General features: G+C 64.1%; 13 protein-coding genes. 3 read left to right on the top strand and 10 right to left on the bottom strand.

From position 1 onward, the window contains the following. Positions 1 to 9: 9 nt before the first annotated feature. The 8 genes from MAIT1_RS19955 to MAIT1_RS19920 form a co-directional block, all read right to left on the bottom strand. Complete coding sequence (locus tag MAIT1_RS19955; RefSeq protein WP_085446746.1) at positions 10 to 4,704, bottom strand: ABC transporter substrate-binding protein; 4,695 nt, start codon at positions 4,702 to 4,704, stop codon at positions 10 to 12. Between the two features lie 208 nt (positions 4,705 to 4,912). After that, a complete protein-coding gene (locus MAIT1_RS19950) occupies positions 4,913 to 5,338 on the bottom strand; it encodes an Hpt domain-containing protein (protein ID WP_085446745.1) in 426 nt (141 codons plus the stop codon). A gap of 14 nt (positions 5,339 to 5,352) precedes the next feature. Further along, entirely contained in the window at positions 5,353 to 6,465 is a 1,113-nt protein-coding gene (cheB, locus tag MAIT1_RS19945; RefSeq protein WP_085446743.1) for a chemotaxis-specific protein-glutamate methyltransferase CheB, read from the bottom strand. 100 nt (positions 6,466 to 6,565) lie between these two features. Then, positions 6,566 to 9,310, bottom strand: coding sequence for a hybrid sensor histidine kinase/response regulator (locus MAIT1_RS19940; protein ID WP_085446741.1), 2,745 nt, complete (start codon positions 9,308 to 9,310; stop codon positions 6,566 to 6,568). 237 nt (positions 9,311 to 9,547) lie between these two features. Then, positions 9,548 to 11,122, bottom strand: coding sequence for a protoglobin domain-containing protein (locus tag MAIT1_RS19935; RefSeq protein ID WP_085446739.1), 1,575 nt, complete (start codon positions 11,120 to 11,122; stop codon positions 9,548 to 9,550). 21 nt (positions 11,123 to 11,143) lie between these two features. Further along, the gene (locus MAIT1_RS19930; RefSeq protein ID WP_085446737.1) at positions 11,144 to 11,743 is read right to left on the bottom strand and encodes a chemotaxis protein CheW; all 600 of its coding nucleotides are present in this window, start codon (positions 11,741 to 11,743) and stop codon (positions 11,144 to 11,146) included. Further along, a complete protein-coding gene (locus MAIT1_RS19925; RefSeq protein WP_158089646.1) occupies positions 11,740 to 13,278 on the bottom strand; it encodes a CheR family methyltransferase in 1,539 nt (512 codons plus the stop codon). The genes MAIT1_RS19930 and MAIT1_RS19925 overlap by 4 nt, the downstream gene beginning before the upstream one ends. Then, on the bottom strand, positions 13,271 to 13,825 hold the full coding sequence (locus MAIT1_RS19920) for a chemotaxis protein CheW (RefSeq protein ID WP_085447210.1): 555 nt from the start codon (positions 13,823 to 13,825) through the stop codon (positions 13,271 to 13,273). The genes MAIT1_RS19925 and MAIT1_RS19920 overlap by 8 nt, the downstream gene beginning before the upstream one ends. Positions 13,826 to 14,117: 292 nt before the next feature. On the opposite strand from MAIT1_RS19920, the gene MAIT1_RS19915 reads away from it, so the two are divergent. Both MAIT1_RS19915 and MAIT1_RS19910 read left to right on the top strand, forming a co-directional pair. Next, complete coding sequence (locus MAIT1_RS19915) at positions 14,118 to 16,385, top strand: two-component system response regulator (RefSeq protein WP_085446679.1); 2,268 nt, start codon at positions 14,118 to 14,120, stop codon at positions 16,383 to 16,385. A 372-nt stretch (positions 16,386 to 16,757) separates the two neighbouring features. Continuing rightward, the gene (locus tag MAIT1_RS19910) at positions 16,758 to 17,357 is read left to right on the top strand and encodes a thiol:disulfide interchange protein DsbA/DsbL (protein ID WP_085446677.1); all 600 of its coding nucleotides are present in this window, start codon (positions 16,758 to 16,760) and stop codon (positions 17,355 to 17,357) included. Positions 17,358 to 17,420: 63 nt separating this feature from the next. On the opposite strand, the gene MAIT1_RS19905 is transcribed toward MAIT1_RS19910, so the two are convergent. Together MAIT1_RS19905 and MAIT1_RS19900 are read right to left on the bottom strand one after the other, a co-directional pair. Further along, positions 17,421 to 18,338, bottom strand: coding sequence for a diguanylate cyclase (locus tag MAIT1_RS19905; protein WP_085446674.1), 918 nt, complete (start codon positions 18,336 to 18,338; stop codon positions 17,421 to 17,423). Positions 18,339 to 18,489: 151 nt separating this feature from the next. After that, positions 18,490 to 22,329, bottom strand: a complete 3,840-nt coding sequence (locus tag MAIT1_RS19900; protein ID WP_085446672.1) for a hybrid sensor histidine kinase/response regulator — start codon at positions 22,327 to 22,329, stop codon at positions 18,490 to 18,492. Positions 22,330 to 22,566: 237 nt separating this feature from the next. Here MAIT1_RS19900 and MAIT1_RS19895 point away from each other — a divergent pair, with 237 nt between their 5' ends. Beyond that, positions 22,567 to 22,812: a hypothetical protein gene (locus MAIT1_RS19895; protein ID WP_085446670.1), complete on the top strand. Its 246-nt coding sequence runs from the start codon at positions 22,567 to 22,569 to the stop codon at positions 22,810 to 22,812. Positions 22,813 to 22,831: the final 19 nt, after the last annotated feature.

Genomic DNA, 22,831 nt, shown 5'->3' with positions numbered 1-22,831 from the left:
GTCAGGAGGTCAAACGGATTCTGTAGCGGGGGCGAGATGCTGCTCCAGCTCATGGGTGAAGCGGGCAATCAAGGCGTGGGCCTGATCAAAATCGTAATGGCGCAGGGCGCGTTCGGCGCTGTGCAGTAGCGCGCTGAGGGGCCCCTGCGGGCAGAGCGCCAGCAACTGCTCCAGCGACGCCTGCGCTTCGACGTCGAAATTGATCGATTGCTCCAGCAGCATGGCCGCCAGTTCGCGCATGGCGGGGTCGTAATCCTGCGCTGTGACGGGCTCCTGCTTGGCGTCGGCGCCCTGATTGGTCAGGGCGTGATCCAACGCTTTGATGGCGGCGTTCAAGGCCAGCCCCAGGGCGGGCGATTCGGCGATGGCCAGCTCGGTCTGTCCCTGTTCAATGAGCGACTCCAACTCGCCGGCGATATGCGCCAGGGCGCTGGCGCCGATGCTGGCCGCCACCCCTTTGAGCGTATGCGCGATGCGCTCGGCGTCATCCAGCGCGCCCTGCGCCAGAGCGGCGTCCATCTGGCTGACGGCGTGGCGTTGATTGTCGGCAAACTGGCGCAATACGCGCCAATAGAGACCGGCATTGCCGTCCAGCCGCGCCAGGGCCTCTTCGGTGTCGATGCCAGGGATGACAGGCATCTCGCTGTGTTGGGTGGTGGTCTGTGCAGAAGCGACGGCGGGCGGTTTTGCTGCAGGCGGCTCGGCATCCAGCGTTGCCGAGGTCAGGGGCGCCAAACCACGCGCCTGGCGTCCCAGCGGAACCCACTGCGCCAAAGCGGCGAACATCTCGGCGGGAACGATGGGTTTGGCCACGTGGTCGTTCATCCCAGCGCCCAGACAGCGTTCGCGGTCGCCGCTCATGGCGTTGGCGGTCATGGCGATAATGGGCAGATCCGCCAGCTCGGGGTTTTCGCGAATTTTACGCGCCGCGGCGTAACCGTCGAGCACCGGCATCTGGATATCCATCAACACCGCGTCAAACGGTTCGCTGTTCACCATATCCACTGCTTCGGCGCCATTTTCGGCGATGAACACATCCAGCGGGGCCTCCAGCAGCAACTCGGTGGCGACCTGAATGTTGATCTCGTTGTCCTCCACCAGCAGAATGCGCGCGCCTTGTAGAATCCGGTGGATTTCAGCGCTTGCACCCCCGTCGTTTGCGTCCGTCTGGCTGGCGGCCGCGGCCGCTGGCGTTGCGACGGGTTGGATGCGCAGGGCGTGCTCAATGGCTTGCAGCACGCTCTCCTGGGTTACCGGTTTGAGCAGAAAATCCTGGAACAGCGGTTTAACGTTCGCCTCCAAGCCCATCTCGCTCACGTTTAACCCGCTGACCATAATGAACTTGGGCGCTGGCGCCAGCAGTTCAGCAATGCGCTGCGCGGTCTGCGCGCCGGTGAGTCCGGGCATGTCGTAATCCAGAAGCGCTACGTCGATTTCGCCCACCTCCGCTTGGCGTAATGCGGCCAGCGCTTCGTCGCCGCTGCGGGCGACTGTGGTGGACATCTGCGCGGCGCGGCAGATATCCGTGAGAATGCGCAGCGACTCAACGCTGTCATCCACAATCAGCGCCCGCACCGGCCGTCCCAAAGAGTCCAGGGAGGAGATTGGCGGCGGCTCCGCTTCCATCGCCACGCGGCCAAAGCGGGCGGTGAAGGAGAATTCGCTGCCTTCGCCGGGCGCGCTCTGCACCGTGAAGGCGCCGCCCATCATGCGCACCAGCCGTTCGCTGATGGTCAACCCCAGCCCAGTGCCGCCAAAGCGCCGGGTGGTGGAGGCGTCGGCCTGGGAGAAGGCTTGGAACAGACGCGCCTGTTGTTCGGCATTCATGCCGATGCCGTTGTCCTTGACGGCAAAACGCAGGGTGATCTTACCCTCGCTCTCCTCCACCCATTGCGTAGTGACCAGAATCTCGCCGGAGTCGGTAAACTTCACCGCATTGCTGACCAGATTGAGCAGCACCTGCCCCAGGCGCAGGGCGTCGCCCTCCAACTCCGCCGGAATCTTGGGGTCGGTCCAGATCAGCAGCTCCAGCCCCTTCTCGCGGGTTTTGACCGTCATCACGTCGGCCAGATGCGTCAGGCTGTCCTGCAGTCGGAAGGGGGCGGACTCCATCTCCAGCTTGCCCGCCTCGATTTTGGAGAAGTCCAGAATATCGTTAATGATGCCCAGCAGCGCCTGCGCCGAGTTGGAGATTTTGCTCACATAGTCGCGCTGTTTGGGGCTCAGGTCGGTTTTCAGCGCCAGATGACTCAAACCGATGATGGCGTTCATGGGGGTGCGAATTTCGTGGCTCATATTGGCCAGGAATTCGCTTTTGGCCTGAGTGGCGGCTTCAGCCTGCTCTTTGGCCAACTCCAACTCCCGCTCGGCCAGCTTGCGTTGGGTGATGTCGCGCACAATGCCGGTGAAAAAGCGCTCGCCATTGATCTGCGCTTCGGCCACCGCCAGATCCATGGGGAACAGCGCGCCATCGTGTCGACGACCGACGGTTTCCCGCTGTCTGCCCAGAATCTGGGTATTGCCGGATTTCAGGTAATTGCTCAGGTAGCCGTCATGCTCGCTGCGGTAGGGGTAGGGCATGAGCATGCTGACATTGGCGCCCACCATCTGCTCGGCGCTGTAGCCAAAAATTTTCTGCGCCGCCGGACTCACCTCCTGCATCACCCCGCGCGCATTGATCACGATGATGCCGTCCACGGCGGTGTCGATGACGCTGCGCAGGCGTTGGGTGCGATCGCGCACGCTGGCGCTCATGGCGTTGAAGGCGCGCGCCGCTTCGGCCATCTCATCGTCGGTGGTGATGGCGATGCGCTGGTTGTAGTCGCCGTGTTCGATGGCGTGGGCGCTCTGGTGCAGCTCCTGGAGCGGATCGACAATGCGGCGTTTGAACAGCGAAAAGGCGTACACCGCAAACAGAATCGTCGCCAGGGTGCACACGGCGATGGCCAGGGTGATGGCGTGGCTGCGGCGTTGGGTAGTATTCAACGCTTCGGCCATGCGCGCGTCGAGCAGGGAGAAAAACACCTGGGTGAGCTGGGTGACGCGCTCTCGGGCGGCGTGGTGCGCGGGGTCATAGAGTTGGGCGCGGGCCAGTTGCGGCGCAGGCTCGCGACGAATGGTGAACGCGCCCACATCGTCGGCAAACAGCCCCTGCGCGGCGTTGAGCGCGGTCTGCTCCAGCACAATGAGCTCATCGGTCTCGTTCATGGCGGCGTTGAGCGCCGCCTTCTCCGACTCGGTCAAACGCAGTTTGCCGATGTGGGCGGCCAGGTCATAGGCGGCTTCCACGCGGGCGGAGCGGCGTCGCTTCGTGCCTTCGGATGGCGGCGCCAAGCCATTGCGCACGGCGAGGGTTTCGCGGAAGTGACGCAGATACATGGCGTCGTTGGTGACTACAAAGGCGCGGGCGAACCGGGTCAGATCCTCCGAGGTCTGTCCCATGGCGCGCGCCACCGTATCAGCTTCGGCGCGCTCGCGCGTTATCTGCTGTTGTTGTTTCTGCTCCAGCAGCAGCAGCCCCGCCAGGGCGCTGATGGAGACGATGAGCCCGGCGAAAACGAAGGCGAACAGGAACAGCGCCTGACGGATGGTGAGTTGGCGCGGGCGTCCCTGCCAGAACCAGATTCCCAGCAGGATCAGCCCCAGGGTGATGAACAGGCTCGCCAGTCCCGCCAGAATCCAGCCGCCTTCATTGGATGAGAGCTCGGAATCGCTGACGGACTCAGACGAGTTGGCGTTTTGCGGGGCGGCGGAGGGGAGAAAGAAGTCTGCGGGAATGCGGGTGGATTCGGTCTGCCCCAGGATGGCGAAGGTCTCGGCCATTTTTTGCAGCCGGGAGAGTTCGTACTCCCCCACTGGGGTGAAGTTGGGACCGATAATCTCCTGGGTGCGCTGCGCTTCGAACAGCAGATGCTCCCGCTCCAACCCACGGCTGTCGTATTTGCGCAAGATGAGATCAACAATCTCTTCCGGGTGGCTCAGGGCGTATTTCCAACCGCGCTCCACGGCGCGCTTGACCCGGCGCGCGCGTCCGGTGTGGTTTTGCGCCTCATCGCGGGTGGTGAACAGGTTGTCGCCGTAGAAGTCGATGCCGTAGTCGCGCGGGTCCATCACGCTGATGGCGGCGCCGCTGAGTTCGAACCAGTAGGGCTGATCGGTCAGATAGCCATCCATGGCGTCCACTTCGCCCGCCAGCAGATCGGCGTTGCGATAGGTGTTGGGCTGGATGCGGGTTTTGTTGAGATTGCCCAGGGTTTTGTGCAGCATGGCGCGGATCGGCGCCAGGCTGGCGCCGTCGAGGTCCGCCATGATGCGCTTGCCGGCCAGATCATAGGGGGTGCGGATGTTGGCGGCCTTGAGGGCGATCAGCACCAGGGGCGAGTGCTGGAAGATTTGCGACACCAGGGTGACCGGCTTGCCGTTCAGGCGCAGGGCCAGCAAGCCGCCGTCGGAGACGCCATAGTGGGCGCGTCCTGCGAGCACTTCGTCGGTGGGATTGCTTTGGGGTTGGCGCTCGCGCAGGGTGACGGAGAGCCCCTCATCGGCAAAGTAGCCCTGCTCCTGAGCGGCGTAGTAGCCGGCGAATTGGAACTGGTGAAACCATTTGAACTGAATGACGATGTCATCATTGGCCGCAGCGGGCGCCGGGGCCAGCGACAGGGCGAAGGCGAGCAGAAGCAGCAGAGCGGTGAGCGTTCTGTACATGGGCGCGCTTTACGCCGCCCCCGGGCGGGCGAAAGCGGCGATGACAGAGTCGGGACACGAGGGCCAGAAAAATTCCAACGTCGCCAATCATAGCAGAGACTTACACGGAAATCCCGCGTTGATTGCGCGACGGCGTTGTGGAATCCGGGAGGGGGCGACATGTTGGGGGCCGCATCCCGCACATCTTTGGGGCGGGGAGGAAATCCGCTCAACGGCGCGACGAAGAGGAGTCTGCAGTTTTCGTCAAATCGCGCAGCACATCATGAAACAGCGTCACATAACGCACGGGGAACGTCTTATCGGCGTCGCTCTGCTCCAGACAGTGGGCGCGGATATTGGTCATGGTCTGTATCAGCAACTCCAGGGTGTGGTGTTGCTGCTGGGGATTGTTGCGCGCCTGGCGGATCAGGGTGGCCACGGCGCGGCTGAGGCCCTCGGTGTCGGAGTCGTCGATCATGCGCGCGGCGTTGGCCAGACTATCCAACTCCTGGTGCAGGGCGTTCCAGCAACCATTGCGCTCCGGATGTTCCTGACACGACTGCAGGGCGTCAGCAATCTGCTCCAGACGTTCGCGACACTCAACGCGAAAGGAGGCGTTCAACTGCTCGGTCAAAGTGTGCAGATTGGATCCCATGCTGTGGTCTTTGATTAGGCCGAGCGAATTTTGTTCAGATAGTAGGCGATGTGATGCGGCGGCAACACCTTCTCCACCGCGTCCAGACGCTTGGCGTTCTGCGGCATGCTGTCGATGACGCAGGTGTCGAACTGCTGGGCGAAGGTCAGGGCGCCGCGATCGCGCATAGCGCGCAGCCCCTGGGCGCCGTCGTCGCCCATGCCCGAGAGAATCACGCCGATGGCGTTGCGCCCGCAGTGGCGCGCCACCGAGTGGAAGAATTCGTTGATGGAGGGGCAGTGGTAGCCGTTGTTGACCCCATGCTCGAAGCTCTCGGCGGCCAGTTGCCCGCCGGCCCCGCGAATGATGCGCATGTGCCGGTTATCCGGGGCGAAGACGATCTCGCCGGGCATCAGCGGCGCGCCCTCCTGCATCAGCGAGACGCGCATGGGTAGTTGGTCGTTGAGCCAGCTGATCATACCGCTGATGAACCCCGGCGCGATGTGCTGCGCCACCACGATGGGAAACGGCGGATTGGGCTCCAGTGTGGCCAGCAACTCTTGCAGCGCCTGAGGGCCGCCGGTGGAGGAGCCGATGGCCAGCAGCTCACAATAGGTGTGGGTCGGGGTCAAACTTGGCGCGGGGGCCAGGGCGGGGGCGGCGCTGATCTCCGCCGTGGTCGTCGTGGCGGAGGGCGCAGGCGGGGTGAGCGCGCTGCGCGGGCGGGCGCGACGGATCACCCGCACTTCGGCCATGGCGCGAATGGTTTCCAACATGCGCACGCGGTCGCTTTCAAAGTTGGGGTGGGAGACGCCATGGGGCTTCTCCAGCACCGCCAGCGCGCCCTCCTCAATGGCGCGGAAGGTGATGCGCATCTCTTCGTCGTCCACGCTGGAGCTGATCACCACAATGGGGGTAGGGCACTCGGACATGATCAGACGGGTGGCTTCGAAGCCATCCATACCCGGCATGCGGATATCCATGGTCACCACGTCCGGGCGCAGCTCACGGGTCATCTCCACGCCTGCGTGGCCATCCTGGGCCACGCCCACCACTTCAATGTCCGGCTCCTGCTCGAAGATCGCTTGCAGAAACATCGACACAACCCGGGAGTCTTCGACAATGACGACTTTTAAAGGCGAGCTCATGGAGTGGACGGCCCTCGCAGTATGGGCGAATCGGCGCAGATGCGCACAGACTCAGCGCCGCCATGCGCGGCGCTGAAAAAGTTCAACAGGAAAATATCAATTATAGCAAACTCTGGATGGTTTCCAAAAACTTTGCCGAAGCGAAATCGCCTTTCACGATGTAAGCGTCGGCGCCCGCCTCCATGCCGCGGCGTTTGTTCTCTTCGCTGGCCAGAGAGCTGACGATGATGATGGGCATGTCGTCGAAGCGCTCCTCGCCGCGGATGGCGGCGGTGAGGTCGTAGCCGGTCATGTGCGGCATCTCGATGTCGCTGATCACCATGTCAAAGGTCGCGCCGCCCTGCAGCAGTCGCCACGCCTCGCGGCCATCCACGGCAATGGTCACATCAAACCCCTTCTCCTCGAGAATGTTCTTCTCCAGGGTGCGGGTGGTGATGGAGTCGTCCACCACCAGAATCTGTTGCGGGGCATCGTCGTGGGCGTCTTCGGCGGGGCGGTTTTCGTCGATCTGGCGCATGCTGGTTTCGCTGCGCGCCAACGCGGTCTCGACGATGTGGGCCGGGTCCAGCACCAGCACGATGTCGCCATTGCGATCCAGCGAGCCGCCCTTGATGTGGCGCACCGACAGCAGCGGAGCCTGGAACGGTTTGATGACGATCTCCTGCTCGCCGACGATGCTGTCCACCCGCACCGCCACGCGCCGCCAACCCCAGGTGAGGAACACGGCGGACAGGGCGTCATCGCCGGAGGCCGCCTGCGCGGGCAGATGCAGCAACGTGCCCAGATCGTGCAGCGGGGCCAACTCGCCATCCAGCTCCAGACAGGGGCGCGATTCAACGATGCGCATCTGATCGCGCCGCGCATGGGCCACCCGCTCCACATGGGAGATGGGCAGGGCGAACACTTCCGCGCCCAATTTCACCAGTAGGCCGCGTTCGGTGGAGAGGGTGAGCGGCGCGGTGAGGGTGAAGGTGGAGCCGCTGCCCCAGTTGGACTCCACCCACACGCGCCCTTTGATGTCGGCCAGATTGGCGCGCACCACGTCCAGCCCCACGCCGCGTCCGGAGAGCGCGGTGACCTCGTCGCGGCTGGAGAAGCCGGGACGGAACAGGTAGTCCAACAGCTCGCTTTCGCTTAAGGAAGGGGCTTCGTGGGACTTGACCAGTTTGCGCTCCACCAGTTTGCGGCGCACCTTCTCCAGATCGATGCCCTTACCGTCGTCGCTGAGTTTGAAGGTGACCCAACCGCCTTGGCTGGTGATCTCCAGACTGATCACTGCGCGCGGCGATTTGCCCGCCTTGCGCCGCGCATTGGGCGACTCCACGCCGTGGTCCACGGCGTTGCGCAGCAGGTGCACCAGGGGATCCTTCAAACGCTCCTGCACCACCCGATCCAGCTCGATCTCATCGCCGACAATCTTCAGGTCGACCTCTTTTTTCACCTCCAGGGCGGCGTCGCGCACGATGCGGGTGAGGGGACGGGTCAACGCCGCCACCGGGGCCAGACGCATCATGTGCAGGTTGTCCTGCAGCGAGTCGATGAGGAACGACAGCCGCTTGGCGCGATCCTTGATGTGGCGGCGCATGGCGTTGGCGCTCTGCCCGGCCTCGGTCATCAGGTCGGGGGCCTGTTCGATGAACTGCCGCCACTCGTCGTCGGAGGCGCTGGCCCAGTCAGGCACATGCTCGGTGGGAGAGGCGGTGGGCAATGCCTTGAACAGATGCTGCAAACCCTGGATATCGGACTCCAGGCGGCGCATCTGCGCCTGCATACCCTCCAACTGCACCTTGGTGATCTGCAGCTCTTCGGCCACGGAGATGGCGTCGTTGAGCTTTTCGGTGGCCACCCGCACCACTTCGCCACGCCCGGCGGCGGCGCGGGCGGGTGCGGCGGTTTTGGCCTCGCTGGTGGGCTCGGGCTCGGCGGGCGGCGTGGCCTCGGCGGCGGGCTCCGGCTCTGGCTCAGGTTCGCGTTCTGGCGCGGCTTTTGGCTCTGGCTCTGGCTCCGGCGTCGGTTCGGGCGCAGGCGTCGGCTGAGTCTCGGCGACGGGAGCGGGTTCTGGCGGCGTTGCAGGAGCCGGGGTTGGCTCCGGCGCGGCGTCGGCCGCAGGCGGCTCGGCGAATGGCTGGGGCGTCGGCGTCGGTGCTGGCGTCTCGTCAGGGGTCGGTGCTGGCGTCTCGTCAGGGGTCGGCTGCGCCCCAGGCGGATTCAGGAACGGCTGCGCGGTGGATTTGAACGCCGCCTTGGCCGACTGTGGTTCAGATGCGCGCGGAGTCTCCGGCGTTGGCGCAGGTGTCTCGTCAGGCGTCGGTTGCGCGGATGCGACGGGGGGCGCGGCGATGGGTTCTGATTGCGGCGCCGGTTGCGGAGTGGGTGCGGGCTTGGCCTGCGGCGCTGGTTCGGAGGCTGTCGGCGCGGCGGCGGGGTCGCCCTGTTCGGTGACCCGCTTGGCGCACGCCTCCAGGGCGTCCAACAGGGGGTCGAGGGACTCCGGCGCCGAGGCGCCGATCTCCATCTCCTCGCCCTGTTCGCGCATGGCGTCCACCGCTTTGAGCGCCAGGGTGATGGCTTCGGGTTCGGGGGCGCGGTTGCGTTTCTCCAACGCGCTGAAGAGGGTCTCCAGGCGGTGGGCGATATCGCCGATGGCCAGGGCGTCGACGCCGCGCGCCGAGCCCTTGATGTTGTGTGCGGCGCGGAAGGCGCCATACAGGGTCTCTTTGCGCTGGGCGTCGTCCAGGCCGGTCTCCAGCGCCAGCAGGGCGTCGGAGATGCTGTCGCTCTGCTCTTCCAGCTCGGCGCGGAAGACCTCCAGCAGCTTTTCCAGAAAGTCAGCGTTCAGCCCCATGGGCCGGACCCCCGTTTATCATTCAAACAAAAAAATCCATCGGAAACGGACAAAGCCCCATGAAGATGAAGGGGGTAAACTAACGGGGGTCCAGGGGAATCATTCCCCTGGTGGGTCCAGGGCAAAGCCCTGGCGGGTCAAGGGCGGAGCCCTTGTGGGGTCTGGGGCGAAGCCCCAGTCTCTTCCATTACCACCCAGTTCAGTATTCTTTGTCCGATGCCTTGATACGCAGGGCGTTCAGCTCTTGAAGCGACGCGCCATGTTGCGCAACTGCTCGGCCAGCAGGTTCAACTCGTTGCTGGCTTCGGAGGTGCGGTCGGTGGCGGTGACGAACTGGCCGGTGACCTGGTTGATCTCGCCCATGGCGGTGGAGACCTGATCGATGCCCACCGCCTCCTGACGCACGGCGGCGACGATCTGCTGGCTGGAGCGGGCCGACTGGTGCACCACCTCTTGCAGCTCACGCACCACCTCGCCCATGCGCTCCATCAGCGACATGCCCTGATCCATCCCCTTGGCGCCCTCTTCGGTGACCATCACGGCGCGGTCGGTGGCGTGCTGAATCTCCATCAGAATGCGCTGCACCTGGGTGGTGGACTCCTCCGACTGCTCGGCCAGATCCTTCACCTCGGAGGCCACCACGGCGAAGCCCTTGCCGGAGTCGCCCGCCTTGGCCGCCTCGATGGAGGCGTTCAGAGCCAGCATTTTGGAGTGCTGCGCCAGACCCGCCACCACATTGGTGATTTCGCCGATCTGCTGGGTCTTTTTGGACAGCGCCAGAATGGTTTCGGCGATGGCTTCCACCTTGCTGCGGATGGACTGCATGCCGTTGATGTTCTCCTCCACCAGCTTCAAGCCGCGGTCGGCGGCGTTGCGGGTCTGCTCGGCGGATGCGCCCATACTGGTGGCTTTTTCCAGGGTCTGGTTGCTGGTGGCGCGGATCTCCTCCAGGGTGGAGGTGGTCTCATTGACCGCCGCCGCCTGCTGCGCGGCGCCGGAGGATTGATCGGCCACCGCGCGGCGCACCTTCTCCAGGCTGCCGACAATGGCTTCGCTGGTGTCGGTAATGCCGCGGGTGATGCCCGCCAGTTGATCCACCATGGCGTTCATGTTGCCGCCCAGGCGGCCCAGATCGTCATGGCCCTTGGTCATCAGCTCCAGACGTTGGCTCAAATCGCCCTGGGCCACGCTGTTGATGAAGGCGCTCAGATTGGTGACCTGATCCTCGATCTCGGTTTTGGAGACGTTGAGGGATTGCAGATCGGCCACCATGCAGTCGATGTAGCTGCCCATGGCCAGTTCCGAGTCCAGCGCCAGAATCTTGTCCAGCGCCGCCAGCATGGCCGCCGCCTTTTTGGGTTTGTCGCCCCATTTTTTCAGCACGATGGGGGTGAGAAGCTGGCGATAGAGGCTGTAGCCGCCCAGATACCACTGGGGGTCGAGGCCGACCTTGTTGTGGATCAGGCCGATGCGCCAACGGCGCAGGAAGTAGTCCATGCCGTAGTCGCCGCCAAACAGCTCCAGCAGGTATTGGCGCTGCACGGTCTTGAGGCGATCCACGTTGGAGCCGGAGGCGGCGATGAGTTGGTTGACCTCGCCAAACGCGCCGATGCGCTCATAGAACAGATCGACGATCTGTTCGGCGTGCTTTTCGACCAGTTTGCGCATCGCCCGCAACGCCTCGGCGTCGGCGCTGGTGAAGCCGACGAAGCGTTTGCGGCGCTCCAGATCCTCGGCGCTGATGCGCGGCGTCACGGATTCGCTGGAGTGGGGCTGCGGGTGCGCCGCATCGGGATGGGAAAAACCGCTCATGCCGGGAACTCCTTTAAAAAATTACTCAGCGTCATTGACCAGAATTTGCGGATCGCGCAACAGCGCGTCGGGGTTCAGCAACGTCACGCGGCCTTGATAGATGCCGCGTATGGCGCCCAGATTCTCCACCGCGCTGGAGGGAAAGGTGGGCAGAATCTCTTCGCTGGAGCCGTGCTCTTCGTCCTCCACCTCCCGCGCCAGCAGCCCCACGGTGAGATCGCCGGCGTGGGTGACGATGATGCGCCCCTCCGGGTGGATCTCCTGACTGGGGTTGCCAAACAGCGGGTTCAGATCCATCACCGTGAGCAGCGCGCCGCGGCGATTGACCACGCCGACGATGTGGCGCGGCGCGCCGGGGATGGCGCGCAGACCGGTGACGTAGAGGATCTCCTCCAGACAGTGAAACGGCAGGCCGTAACGCTCTTCGCCGCCGGTGTGAAAACGCAGGAACCACTCATTTTGCGCCAGTTCCCGGGATTTGTCATCCTCGCTCCCGGCCAGCAGTTTGGCGCGCTGGGCCAGGGTGTGGCGGGCGTGTTCGTCGGTGGGCAGGAAGCGATGCGCGCCAAACGCGGTCTCGCCAGCATCCGGGGTGGGGCGATCGGGGGTGTCAGCGGTCACGGCGCAGCCTCCAACTCCTGGTTCAGCGCGTCAGCCAGTTGCGCATGGGTCATGCCGTCGCCCAGGGCGATGGGGGCGTCGGGAGTCGCCGCTTCCAGCAGACTCAAAGCGCGGCGCAGCGCTTTGCGTCCGGCGTCGGCGCGCCCCTGGCGCAGTTTCAACACGCCCATGTGGTAGTGGGCCATGATCAACGCCGGGTCCAGCAGCAGGGTGCGGCGCAGCAGCGCCTCGGCGTCGCGCAGGCGCGCCTGCTCCATGGCCACCAGAGCCAGCAGAAAATAGGCTTGCGGCTCCAACTCATTGTTGCGGGTGAAACGCTCCAGGGCGCTGCGCGCCTCATCCATGCGCCCCAGCGAGGCCAGACAGTGGCCATGCAGCAGATCCATCTCCGGCGGCGGGTGATACACCGCGCGTTGCGCGCTCTGCACCAACTCCAACGCCTGGGCGGCGCGACCGTGGGCGATCATCTCATCGATCTGCGCGCGGCTGGGCGCAGCGACGTCAGGCGACGCGGCGGGCGCTTTGGGCGCGACCGGTTGGGTTGGTATGACCGGTTGCGTCGCCGCAACCGGTTCGATGGCCTGGGCGAACTGGGCGGCGGTGGCGATGGTGGCGGTCCAGGAGCCGCTGGCGACGCTGGGGGGTGGCGGCGGCTCGGCGGCGGGCGCGGCGAACTCTTCGCGCAGATAGTAGAACACATCGCCGATGGCGTGCAGGGTCAGCCCGGCCACATGCTCGGGGGCGTAGTCGCAGGCGCCGATCATGGCCATGCCGCCGGGGTTGAGACACTTGGCGAAGCGCGCCAGAATCGACTCGATGGTGGGGCGATCAAAATAGATGAAGACGTTGCGGCAGAGGATCAGGTCCAGCGAGTGCACGCCCTGCAGCATGGAGGGGTAGCTGGACTCCACCAGATTCAGGTAGTCGAAGCGCACCGAGCCGGCAAAGCGCTCCAGCCGCAGCCGCCACAGATTCTCCTGGCGCTCGAACAGCTTGTTGCGCGTAGGCGCGTCCACCTGGCGCAGCGACCACTCGCTGTATTCGGCCGAACGGGCGCGTTTAAGAGCGTCGGCGTTGATGTCGGTGCCGAGCAGAAACGGGCGCCAATGCTCGTTTTCCGGCAACAACTGCTGCAGCATCAGCAGGATAGAGTAGAGCTCCTGACCATCGGAACAACCGGCGCTCCAGATGCGCGGGTCATTGCGGCCGCTACGGCGCAGACGGGCGATCAGTTGCGGCAGAAAGCGCTGCTGCAGGAAATCCAACTGGTTGCGGTCGCGAAAGAAGTAGCTCTCGCCCACGGTGATGCCGGCCACCAGGAACTCAAACGCTGGATCATCCACGCGGCCGCCCTGGATCAACTGCTCCAGCTCGTGCTGGCCCCAGATGGCGAAGCGGCTCTGCAACTGCTCAATGCGTTGGGCGAACGGCTGTCTCTGGTGCGCCTGAATGCGCAGTCCCAAGCGCGCATTGACCAGGGCCATCAGCGCGTCGAGGTCCGCTGCAGGCGGGGTGGGGGAGCGCGCGTCACTCATGGCCAGCATGGCGCTCCTCGGCAATGACGAACGCCTCCACCGCACGCCGTCCCGGCGCGGGGTCCAGGCTCAACACCTGATCCAGATCCAACATCAGCAGGGTCAGCGCGCCATCGTGGGCCAAGCCGCGAAACAGCGGGTTGCGGCCATCGGCGCCGGGCAGCGTGGCGGCGGGGTCGAAGCTGACTTCGCGCAGGCCGGAGACGGCGTCCAGAATCAGCGCGCCGCGGCGCTGGCGCCCTTGGCAGATGAGCAGCGGCGCATCCACGGAAAACGGCGTGCGGCGCACCCGCCCCAGCCGCGCGGCCAGATCGATCACCGGCAGATGGTCGGGGCCTACCTGCAGCAGTCCGGCGAGCCAGACAGGGGCGCCGGGCAGCGGGGTGAGCGCGGGCAGGAACGCCACCCGGGTGATCTCCGGCAGGCGCACGCAACACTGCGCGCCGCCCGCTTCAAAGCAGAGCGCGGTCTCCAGGTCGGACGCAGGGGCGTTGGCGCCGTCGGCGCGTTTGACAGGAGCGCCCGGCGCCACGATGGATTCGCTCATGTCGCTGTTTGGCCTGGGTTATCGGTTGCGCCGGGTGCGATAATTCGCGCGCGGCTTGACGAAAGCGTTTGGAATCGGCGCATATTTTAACATCCGCCCAAAGAATTCTCCAGCGCCCATTGCAGTGGGTTTTGCAGGGCTTATGCGCGTCATTTTGCAGGGCTTATGCGCGCCATGGGCATAGGCGTTTGCAACGGATTGTGCTAGAGTGAATCTCTTTGCCGCCATCGTATCGGCCAGATGCCGTTCCGAGGACGTTCACGTTCCGTAACAAGCAGCGGACAGCGCCATTGTGAAGATTCTTTTCGTCGATGACATGACCACTGTGCAGATGCTCTATGGGCAACTGCTCTACGATCAGGGGCACCAGGTGATTCTGGCCAGCTCCCTGACCGAGGCGCTGACGCTTGCGCGCGAGCATCGTCCGCCGCTGGCCATTGTCGACTTCCACATGCCCGAAGGCAACGGCGCCGAACTCACCCGCGCCCTGTTGGCGCAGCCGGAGACGGCCAACACTCTGGTGCTGATGCACTCCCAGGCCCGCGACGTGGTCAAGCAGTCGCTGGAGGCCGGGGCCATCGACCTGATCTATAAGGACGACCCCCACGAGGTGTTCCTCATGCGGGTGGCGGCGGTCACCCACTTCATCCAGACCCAGGCCGAACAGCAGCGCCGCGAAGCCGCAGCGCGCAAGCGTGAAATGGAGGCGCTGGAGCGCGCCCGCGCGGTGGAGGAGCGCGCCCGGGTGGAGCTGGAGGAGCGCGTGGCCGAGCGCACCGCCGAGCTGACCCAGAGCAACCGCCAACTTACCGAAGAGATCGAAAAGCGCGCCCACGCCGAGACCAATCTGCGCCTGGCCCACATGGTGTTTCAGAACACTGCCGAGGCGATCATCCTTACCGATCCCACCGGCGCCATCATCGACGTCAACCCCGCCTTCTCCGCCATTAGCGGCTACACCCGCGAAGAGGCCATCGGAGCCAATCCGCGCGACTTCAAATCGGGCCGTCATGATGACAACTTCTACGCCAAAATGTGGAACAGCGTGCTCAGTAAGGGGCACTGGCAGGGCGAGGTGTGGGACCGGCGCAAAAACGGCGAGATCTATCCCAAGCGTCTGACCATCAACGTGGTGCGGGACGCCTCCAATCGCATTGAGCACTTCGTGGGCATCTTCAGCGACATCAGCGAAGACAAGGCCACCGAGATGAAGCTCGAACAGTTGGCCTACTATGACCCGCTCACGCAACTGCCCAACCGTATGCTATTCCGCGACCGTCTGGAGCATGAATTCTATTCGGCGCGGCGGCACAAATCGCGCTTTGCGGTCTGCTTTATCGACCTGGACCGCTTCAAACAGGTCAACGACACTCTCGGCCACAGCGCCGGCGACGAACTGCTGCAACACGTGGCGCAGCGGCTGGAGGGGTGCGTGCGCGCCACCGACACCGTGGCGCGTCTGGGCGGCGACGAGTTCACCATGATTCTCACCGAAGTGGGCGTCAGCTCCGACTCGGTGGCTCATGTGGCGGAAAAGGTGCTCATCGAGTTGCAGAAACCGATGCACATCAAGGGGCAGGAGATCTTCGTCGGCGCCAGCATTGGCATCTCCCTGTTCCCGGAGAATGGCGAGGATTTCGACACCCTGACCAAGAACGCCGACGTGGCCATGTATCAGGCCAAGGCGCGCGGTCGCGGCAACTTCGTGTTCTTCTCCGAAGATATGAACACCCGCGCCCGCGAGCGCCTGATGCTGGAGTCCAAGCTCAAAAAGGCCATCGAGAACGAAGAGCTGTCGGTGTTCTATCAGCCCAAGATGGAGATGTATGGCGGGCGTCTGGTGGGCATGGAGGCGCTGGCGCGCTGGGTCACCCGCGATGGCGAGGAGATCCCGCCCACACGCTTCATCCCCATCGCCGAGGAGACCGGTCTGGTGGGGCCGCTGGGGGATTTCGTCATGCGCCGCGCCGCGCGTGACTGCAAACGCTGGCTGGATATGGGCCATCCGTTGCGGGTGGCGGTCAATCTGTCGGCGCGGGAGTTCCTCGATCCGCTGCTGCCCGAGCGGGTGGATGCGATTCTGGCCGAGGCGCAGCTGCCGGGCGAGCATTTTGAGATCGAGATCACCGAGAGCATGATGATGCAGGACGTCGAACAGGCGGTGCATGTGCTGCAGGAGTTGCGCGCGCGCAACATCACCATCGCCATGGACGACTTCGGCACCGGCTACTCCTCACTGAGCTATCTGAAGCAGTTCCCCATCCACACCCTGAAGATCGACCGCGCTTTCGTCAAAGAGGCTCCCGACGATCCCAACGACGTGGCCATCGTCGCCGCCGTGCTGTCGGTGGCGCGGGCGATGGATCTGAAGGTGGTGGCCGAAGGGGTGGAGGAGTCGCGCCAGTTGGCGCTGCTGCGCGATCACGGCTGCGATGAGTTGCAGGGCTATCTCTACGCCAAGCCGCTCAATACCGATGACTTCACCCAGTTCCTACTGCACGCCAACGCCCACGGCGCGCGCCAGTTGCAGAACCTGCCCGCCTCCCGTTTCAGCGCCTGAAGCCGACCGCGCTGCCAGTCAATCGAACCCAAAATGGCGCAAAACGGCCAATGTTTGCGTGACGCAGGTCCGGCTTGCGCTGACTCTTGGCCGCCGACTGGTCGGCGGCGGGGTCTGGGGGCTGCGCCCCCAGCGGGGCGTGGGGCGGAGCCCCACGGTTTGGCAGTTGGGAAGCTCGAGGGCGGAGCCCTCGATATCTTCCATTTTCAAAATCGCCAATGTTCAATTTTGAATTTGACTGACTATAGGCTCATTGCGGGAAACTCTTTTCGCTGATGCGTTACGTATAATCAGCATGTTATACCAAACGGCATGCTCAACGGCGCCCGCGCCAGGCAGAAAACAACCGATAAAAGTGAAGGAAGCAGAGTGATGAAGCGCATAGTGATGATAATGGTGTTGTGGCTGGTGGCCTCCACTGCGCAGGCGATGACCTTTCAAGAGGGGACGCATTACAAAACGCTCAACGCCGCCCCCGCCAAGAGCCCGACCGTCACCGAATACTTCTCTTTCTACCATCCACACTGCTATGCGTTTGAACCCATTTTCGGCTCGATTCGCAGCCAGCTTCCCGCCGGTGTTTCCGTGCAGCGGGTACACGTGTCATACCTGGGCGGCAATATGGCGCATGACATGTCCAAGGCCTACGCCACCATGGTGGCGCTGGGGATTGAACAGCAGATGGTTCCCGAGATGTTTGCGCAGATACATCAGCAAAGACGCCCCCCCCAAAACCACGCTGCGCTCAGACAGGTTTTTATCAACCACGGCGTTGATGGCAATAATTTCGATCGTGCGTTCAAAGGGTTTTCTGTTGACCAGATGGTGCGCAAATATGACGTGTCATTTGCCAGAAGCGGTCTGACAAGCGTGCCGTCGGTGGTGGTGAACAATCGCTATCTGGTGACGCCGCCGCGCGACATCAGTCGGGCGCAATATGTCGAATTGATCAATTTCCTGTTGCGGAAATAAGCGCGGGTAAGCGTCCCGCATTGGGCGCCAATGCGGGACGCCCGGACTCGGACGGCGTGGAGATCAGGCGGGGGCCAGCAGGCTGGCGACCACGCGGTTGCGACCGGCGTGCTTGGCCGCATAGAGGTTGTCATCCACCTGCTTGAGCATGCCCTCCACGGTGATGTTGGGATGCTCCTGGGGCGCGCAGGTGAGGGCGCCGACGCTCACTGTCACCACCGGTCCGGCGCTGGAGTAGTCGTGGGCTTCGCCCAAGCTTTCAATGGCGGCGCGGCACTGCTCGGCCATTTTTAACGCGCCGTTGGCGTCGGTCTGCGCCAGCGCCAGCACGAACTCCTCGCCGCCATAGCGCGCCGCCAGGTCGGTGGCGCGGGGGGTCTTGTCCGCCAACGCCTGCGCCACTTTGCGCAAACAGTTGTCGCCCTGGCCGTGCCCGTAGTTGTCGTTGTAGTTCTTGAAGTGGTCCACATCCATCAGCACCAGGCTCAGCGGCGCGCCGCTACGGCGCGCCCGCCGCCACTCGTCATAGAAGAACTCATCGAAGCGGCGGCGATTGGCCAAACCAGTGAGGCCATCGCGATTGGAGAGCTCGTTGAGCAGGTCGCGTTGATGTTTCAGTTGCAGATGATTGCTCACCCGCAGCCGCACAATGCCCGGTGAAAAGGGCTTGCTGATGTAGTCGATGGCGCCCAGCGACAGCCCGCGCTCTTCGTCGGCCACGCTGGAGTTGGCGGTCAGAAAGATGACCGGGATCTCCTGGGTGCGCGTATCCGCCTTGAGGCGTTCGCACACCTCAAAGCCATCCATGCCCGGCATGACGATATCCAACAGAATCAGATCCGGCGGGTTGCGCGCGGCCAGCTCCAACGCTTGCTCGCCGTTGCGCGCCACCAATAGCGTATGCGCATCGTGCAGCAGATGTTGCAGAATATGCACATTGCTCAGTTCGTCATCGACAATCAGGATGCGGCTCTTGCGCATCGTGGGCGCCTCATAGTGCGTGATGGGGGTGTTCGCCGCTGTTGGCGATTGCTTGGGTCATGCAGGCGTCGCGCAGATCCTTGGCACAGTGGGGTGGGGCGATCCAACAATAGTTAGCTCTACATAAGATTAGGCGCGCATAGGGCTTGGGTCAATTGTCAAACAGTGTGGCGGCGCTGGCGCTCATCACGGCGATATCCGCGCGCGCTTGCTGCAACGCGGCCTCAATCACCTCTTGCGGGCCATTGATCAGCGCGTTTTCCAGCGCCACCGCCGCTTCCGCCACCTTTTGCGCGCCGATGTTGGCCGCCAGCCCTTTGAGGGTGTGGGCGATGCGCGTGGCTTCATCCTGCTGTTGCTGCTCCCAGGCGCGCGCAATGGCGTCTGGCGCTTCGCCGATTTCACTGACAAAAGCAGGCAGCATGCGCAGATAGAGCGCGAGATTATCATCCATGCGCCGCGCGGCCTCGGCGATGGCCAAGCCGGGGAGTTGGGTTGGCGTGGGTCGGGTTGCGGCGTCGCCATCGACCACCCTGAACGCGGCCGCGGCGGGCGCCGTCGGCGCCGCCGCAGGCCGCTTGGCGCGCAGCCAGTGGCTGAGGCTCTGCGCTAACTTCTGGGTATCGATGGGCTTGGCCAGATGGTCGTCCATACCCGCTTCCAGACACGCTTCGCGATCCCGCTGCATGGCGTTGGCGGTCATGGCGAGGATGGGCAGATCAACGCCGCCGGGCAGTTTGCGCATGGCCCGCGCGGCGTCCAGACCATCCATCACCGGCATCTGCAGATCCAGCAACACGATGTCAAAAGCATTGGGATTGTCGCGCAGCAGCGCCACCGCCTGCTCGCCATTGTCGGCCAGACGCACATCCAGTCCCATGCCGGTGAGCAGCTCATAGGCGAGCTGCTGATTGATGGGGTTGTCCTCGGCCAACAGCGCGCGCGCGCCGCGCAGGACGTCGCCTGCCCCAGAGCGCGATTGTTTCGGCGCGACGGCGCGAAGAGCCTTGTCCGGGGCATCGCCATCAATGGCTTGTTGAATGCGCTGCGCCAACTTCTCCGGTGAGGCGGGCTTGCCCAGCATCGCCGTCACGCCCACGGTTTCGGCTTGTTGGCGCAGATGTGGGTCGATGTTGCTGGTGACCATCACCACTCTGGGGCGCTGCGCGAGGGGGATCTCCTGGGCGATGCGGCGGGCAGTCTCCAAACCATCCATGGCGGGCATGCGCCAATCCAGCAACAGGCAGGGAATGCGGGGCGCGTTTGCCGCCATGCGTTCGTGCAGAATCGCCAACGCGCGCGCGCCGGAGTCGGCCTCAACCACTGTCACCTGATGGGCGCGTAACTGCTCGCTGAGCAGTTGCCGCATCAACGGGTGGTCGTCGACCACCATCACCGTGACGCCCGCCAGCCTGCTCCAAGGATCGGCGCTAGGCGCGTACTCTTCATTGAGCGGCAAGGAGATCTCCAACGTGAATCGACTGCCGATCTCCGGCTGGCTGGAGACGCTAATGCGCCCGCCCATCAACGCCGCCAGACGCTGACTGATGGTGAGTCCCAGACCGGAGCCGCCAAAGCGGCGGGTGGCGCTGCTGTCGGCCTGGACAAAGGGCTGGAACAGCGTCGCCATCTGCTCTTGACTCATGCCGATGCCGGTATCGCGCACGCTGATCTGCAGCAGACGTTGTGATATCTGTTGGGGGTCGGGGCGCACGCGCACCGACAGCTCGATTTCGCCGCGATCGGTGAACTTGAGCGCGTTGCCCAACAGATTGTTGAGAATCTGCCCCAACCGCAGCGGATCGCCGATCCAGGCGTCGGGGGCGTTGGGCGGCACATTGAACAGCAGCTCCACCGGTTTTTGCCGCAGCAGCGGGGCGAGCAGGTCGCCGCAGCGTTCGAGAAGCTCCCACAGACTGAATGGAATCTGTTCCAGTTCAATGCGTTGGGCTTCGATTTTGGAGTAGTCCAGAATGTCGTTGAGAATCCCGAGCAGCGCCTTGCCCGAGGCGTGAATCTTCTCCACATAGTCGCGCTGGCGCGGGTTCAGATCGGTGCTCAGGGCCAGTTCGGCCATGCCGATGACGGCGTTCATGGGGGTGCGGATCTCATGGCTCATGTTAGCCAGGAAGCGGCTCTTGGCTTCGCTGGCGGACTCGGCGGCTTCGCGCGCGGCGGTCATCTCCGCCTCCAGCGCTTTGCGTTCGGTGATATCGCGCACCGTGCCCACCATGCGCGTTACGCGTCCGGATTCAGCCCGCGCCACCGCTGCGCCGCGACTGTGCACCCAACGCGGTTCGCCATCATGAGTGAGGATGCGATACTCCAGGTCATACTTCTCTATGGCTCCAGAGCGATACGCCTCGCCCGCCTCAAGCACGCGATTACGGTCCGCCGGGTGCAACTGTTCCACCCAATTGCGCCGTTTGCCCCACGCTTCAGTGATATCATGGCCATAGATGCGCCGCTCAATGTCGTTGCCGTAGGATTCGCCGGTGGCGAAATTGACGTCCCACAGTCCCAGTTCGCCATTCTCCAGGGCCATGCGCAGACGCTGCTCATTGTGCTCAATAGCCAGCGCCGCTTCCTGCAACGCGCGCTCGTGGGCGATGCGTTGGGTGATCTCCAAGCCCAAGGCGATGTAGTTCTCCAGATGTCCGAAGTCGTCGAAAATCGGCTGGATGAACATGTGCACCCAGTAGGCCTCGCCGCTGCTGCGATAGTTGAGGATCTCCGCCTCGCAGCTTTCGCGCGCATTGAGCTTGGCCGAGAGCATGCGGATGGTTTTCGGGTCGGTCTCCGGCCCCTGCAACAGCGCCCCCGGGGTGACGCCCCGCGCTTGATCCAGGGTATAGCCGGTGATGCGGGTAAAGCTTTCGTTGACCCACTCAATGCGACGGTCAGGGCCGGTGATGATGACGATGTTATCGGTATGGCGCGCCACCATGGCCAGTTTGCGCGCTTCGGTTTCGCGCGCGCGCAGCGCGGCGGTGCGTTCGCTGACTTGACGCTCCAACTCGGCGTGTGACTGGGCGATTTTGTGTCCCATCCGCTCCAGGGTTTGCGCCAGGGCGTTCAATTCGCGTCCCGGCAGCTCCGGCAGAGGCGCGGTGTTGATATCGGCGGCGCCCAGGCGCGCGGCGCGTTGTTCCAGCAGTTGCAGCGGCTCCACCAGGTAGTGGCGTCCCAGCCGGTGCAACAGCCAGCCCAGGGCGGCCATGGCCAGCGCGCCCAGCAGCAGAAACCGTCCCAGCAGTTTGGCGCGCTCTTCGCGCAGAGAACTCCAATCCAGATAGAACTGTGCAGTGAGGCCCAATTTCCGCATGTGATGTTTGATAGAGGGCTCTCCCTGCATGATGCCGACGCGCAGCAATGTGCGCTCGCCATGCATCAGAATCACGCCACTAACCTGGGGATCGGCCTGCAAACGACGAATTGCTGGAAGTTTCGCCAGGGGGAGTTGGGTGGCCAACGCGCCGAGAGTGACGCCCTGCTGGCGGATTGGCGCCAGCGCCCACAACGAGGGGCCGTGCTCATTGAGCGCGTTGGTTTCGCGCCACACCAGAGGCAGGGGGTCGCGCAGGGCGGCGGCCAGCTGCGCCGGGGTGATCCACCACGGTTCGGTGTCCACCGTGGCGCGCGGGGCGCCGGCGGCGTCGAACAGAATCATCGGCGCCTGTTTGCCCACCAGACGCGTTTGCGCCAAGCGCGCCTCAATTTGCGGTTGCGCCGTCTCTTTGGATTGCAGATCCGCCGCCCATTGGGGATTGGCGGCCAGATCCTGCAGGATGGCGCGGCGTACAGCCACGGCGTCGCGCAGCGACTTGGTAAAATCGCTCACCAGTCCACGCTGCATCTGCTGGGCATGGTGGGAGAAGCTGACGTTGAGCGCGATCAGCGTGAGGCCGGTGGCCAACGCGCCGACAATGCTGACAGTGACCAGCAGAGCGATGACGGTGATGCGATTGAGCGAAAGTTGGGCAACATTCATGCGCGGCCCTCATGCCACAGCGCCGGGCGCCCCGGCGCGCGCGCCGAGGAGGGAGTGGAATCGACTGAGTCGGGAATGGCGGGGAGCCCATCGGGGCGAATCCTGTTGTCAGGATACCCCAAACGAGGGGAATATGGAGGGCAAAAGCAGGCGAATCTTCTGCTTTGTTCAACTCACGTAAAGACAGATCGATGTTGGCCCAGAGCGGGTCTGTGGCCACAGCAGCAGGAGAGCAGCATGAGTGACGCCCCCATCAGTCCCCCGGACGCCGCGCAGATCGCCTGGGCGCGGGCGCAGGGTTATGTGTTGAGCCGCACCGGCGCGGGCGGCGCCGAGGAGCTGCTGGTTTACGATGCCGGCGATGGCTTGGGCGGCTGTCTGGATGAGGTGGGACAGTTCCTCTACGTCAATCCCGAGACTCAGAGCGACCCGGCCCGCTGGCGCGCCCTGCACGCGGCGCTCAAAGCGGCGTGGGAGGCCTAACAAGTCTGCACGCGGGACG

Source organism: Magnetofaba australis IT-1 (assembly GCF_002109495.1).
Classification (GTDB): Bacteria; Pseudomonadota; Magnetococcia; order Magnetococcales; family Magnetococcaceae; genus Magnetofaba; species Magnetofaba australis.
Note: the sequence above shows the minus strand (reverse complement) of the source record. Positions and strands in the feature narration are given on the sequence as shown.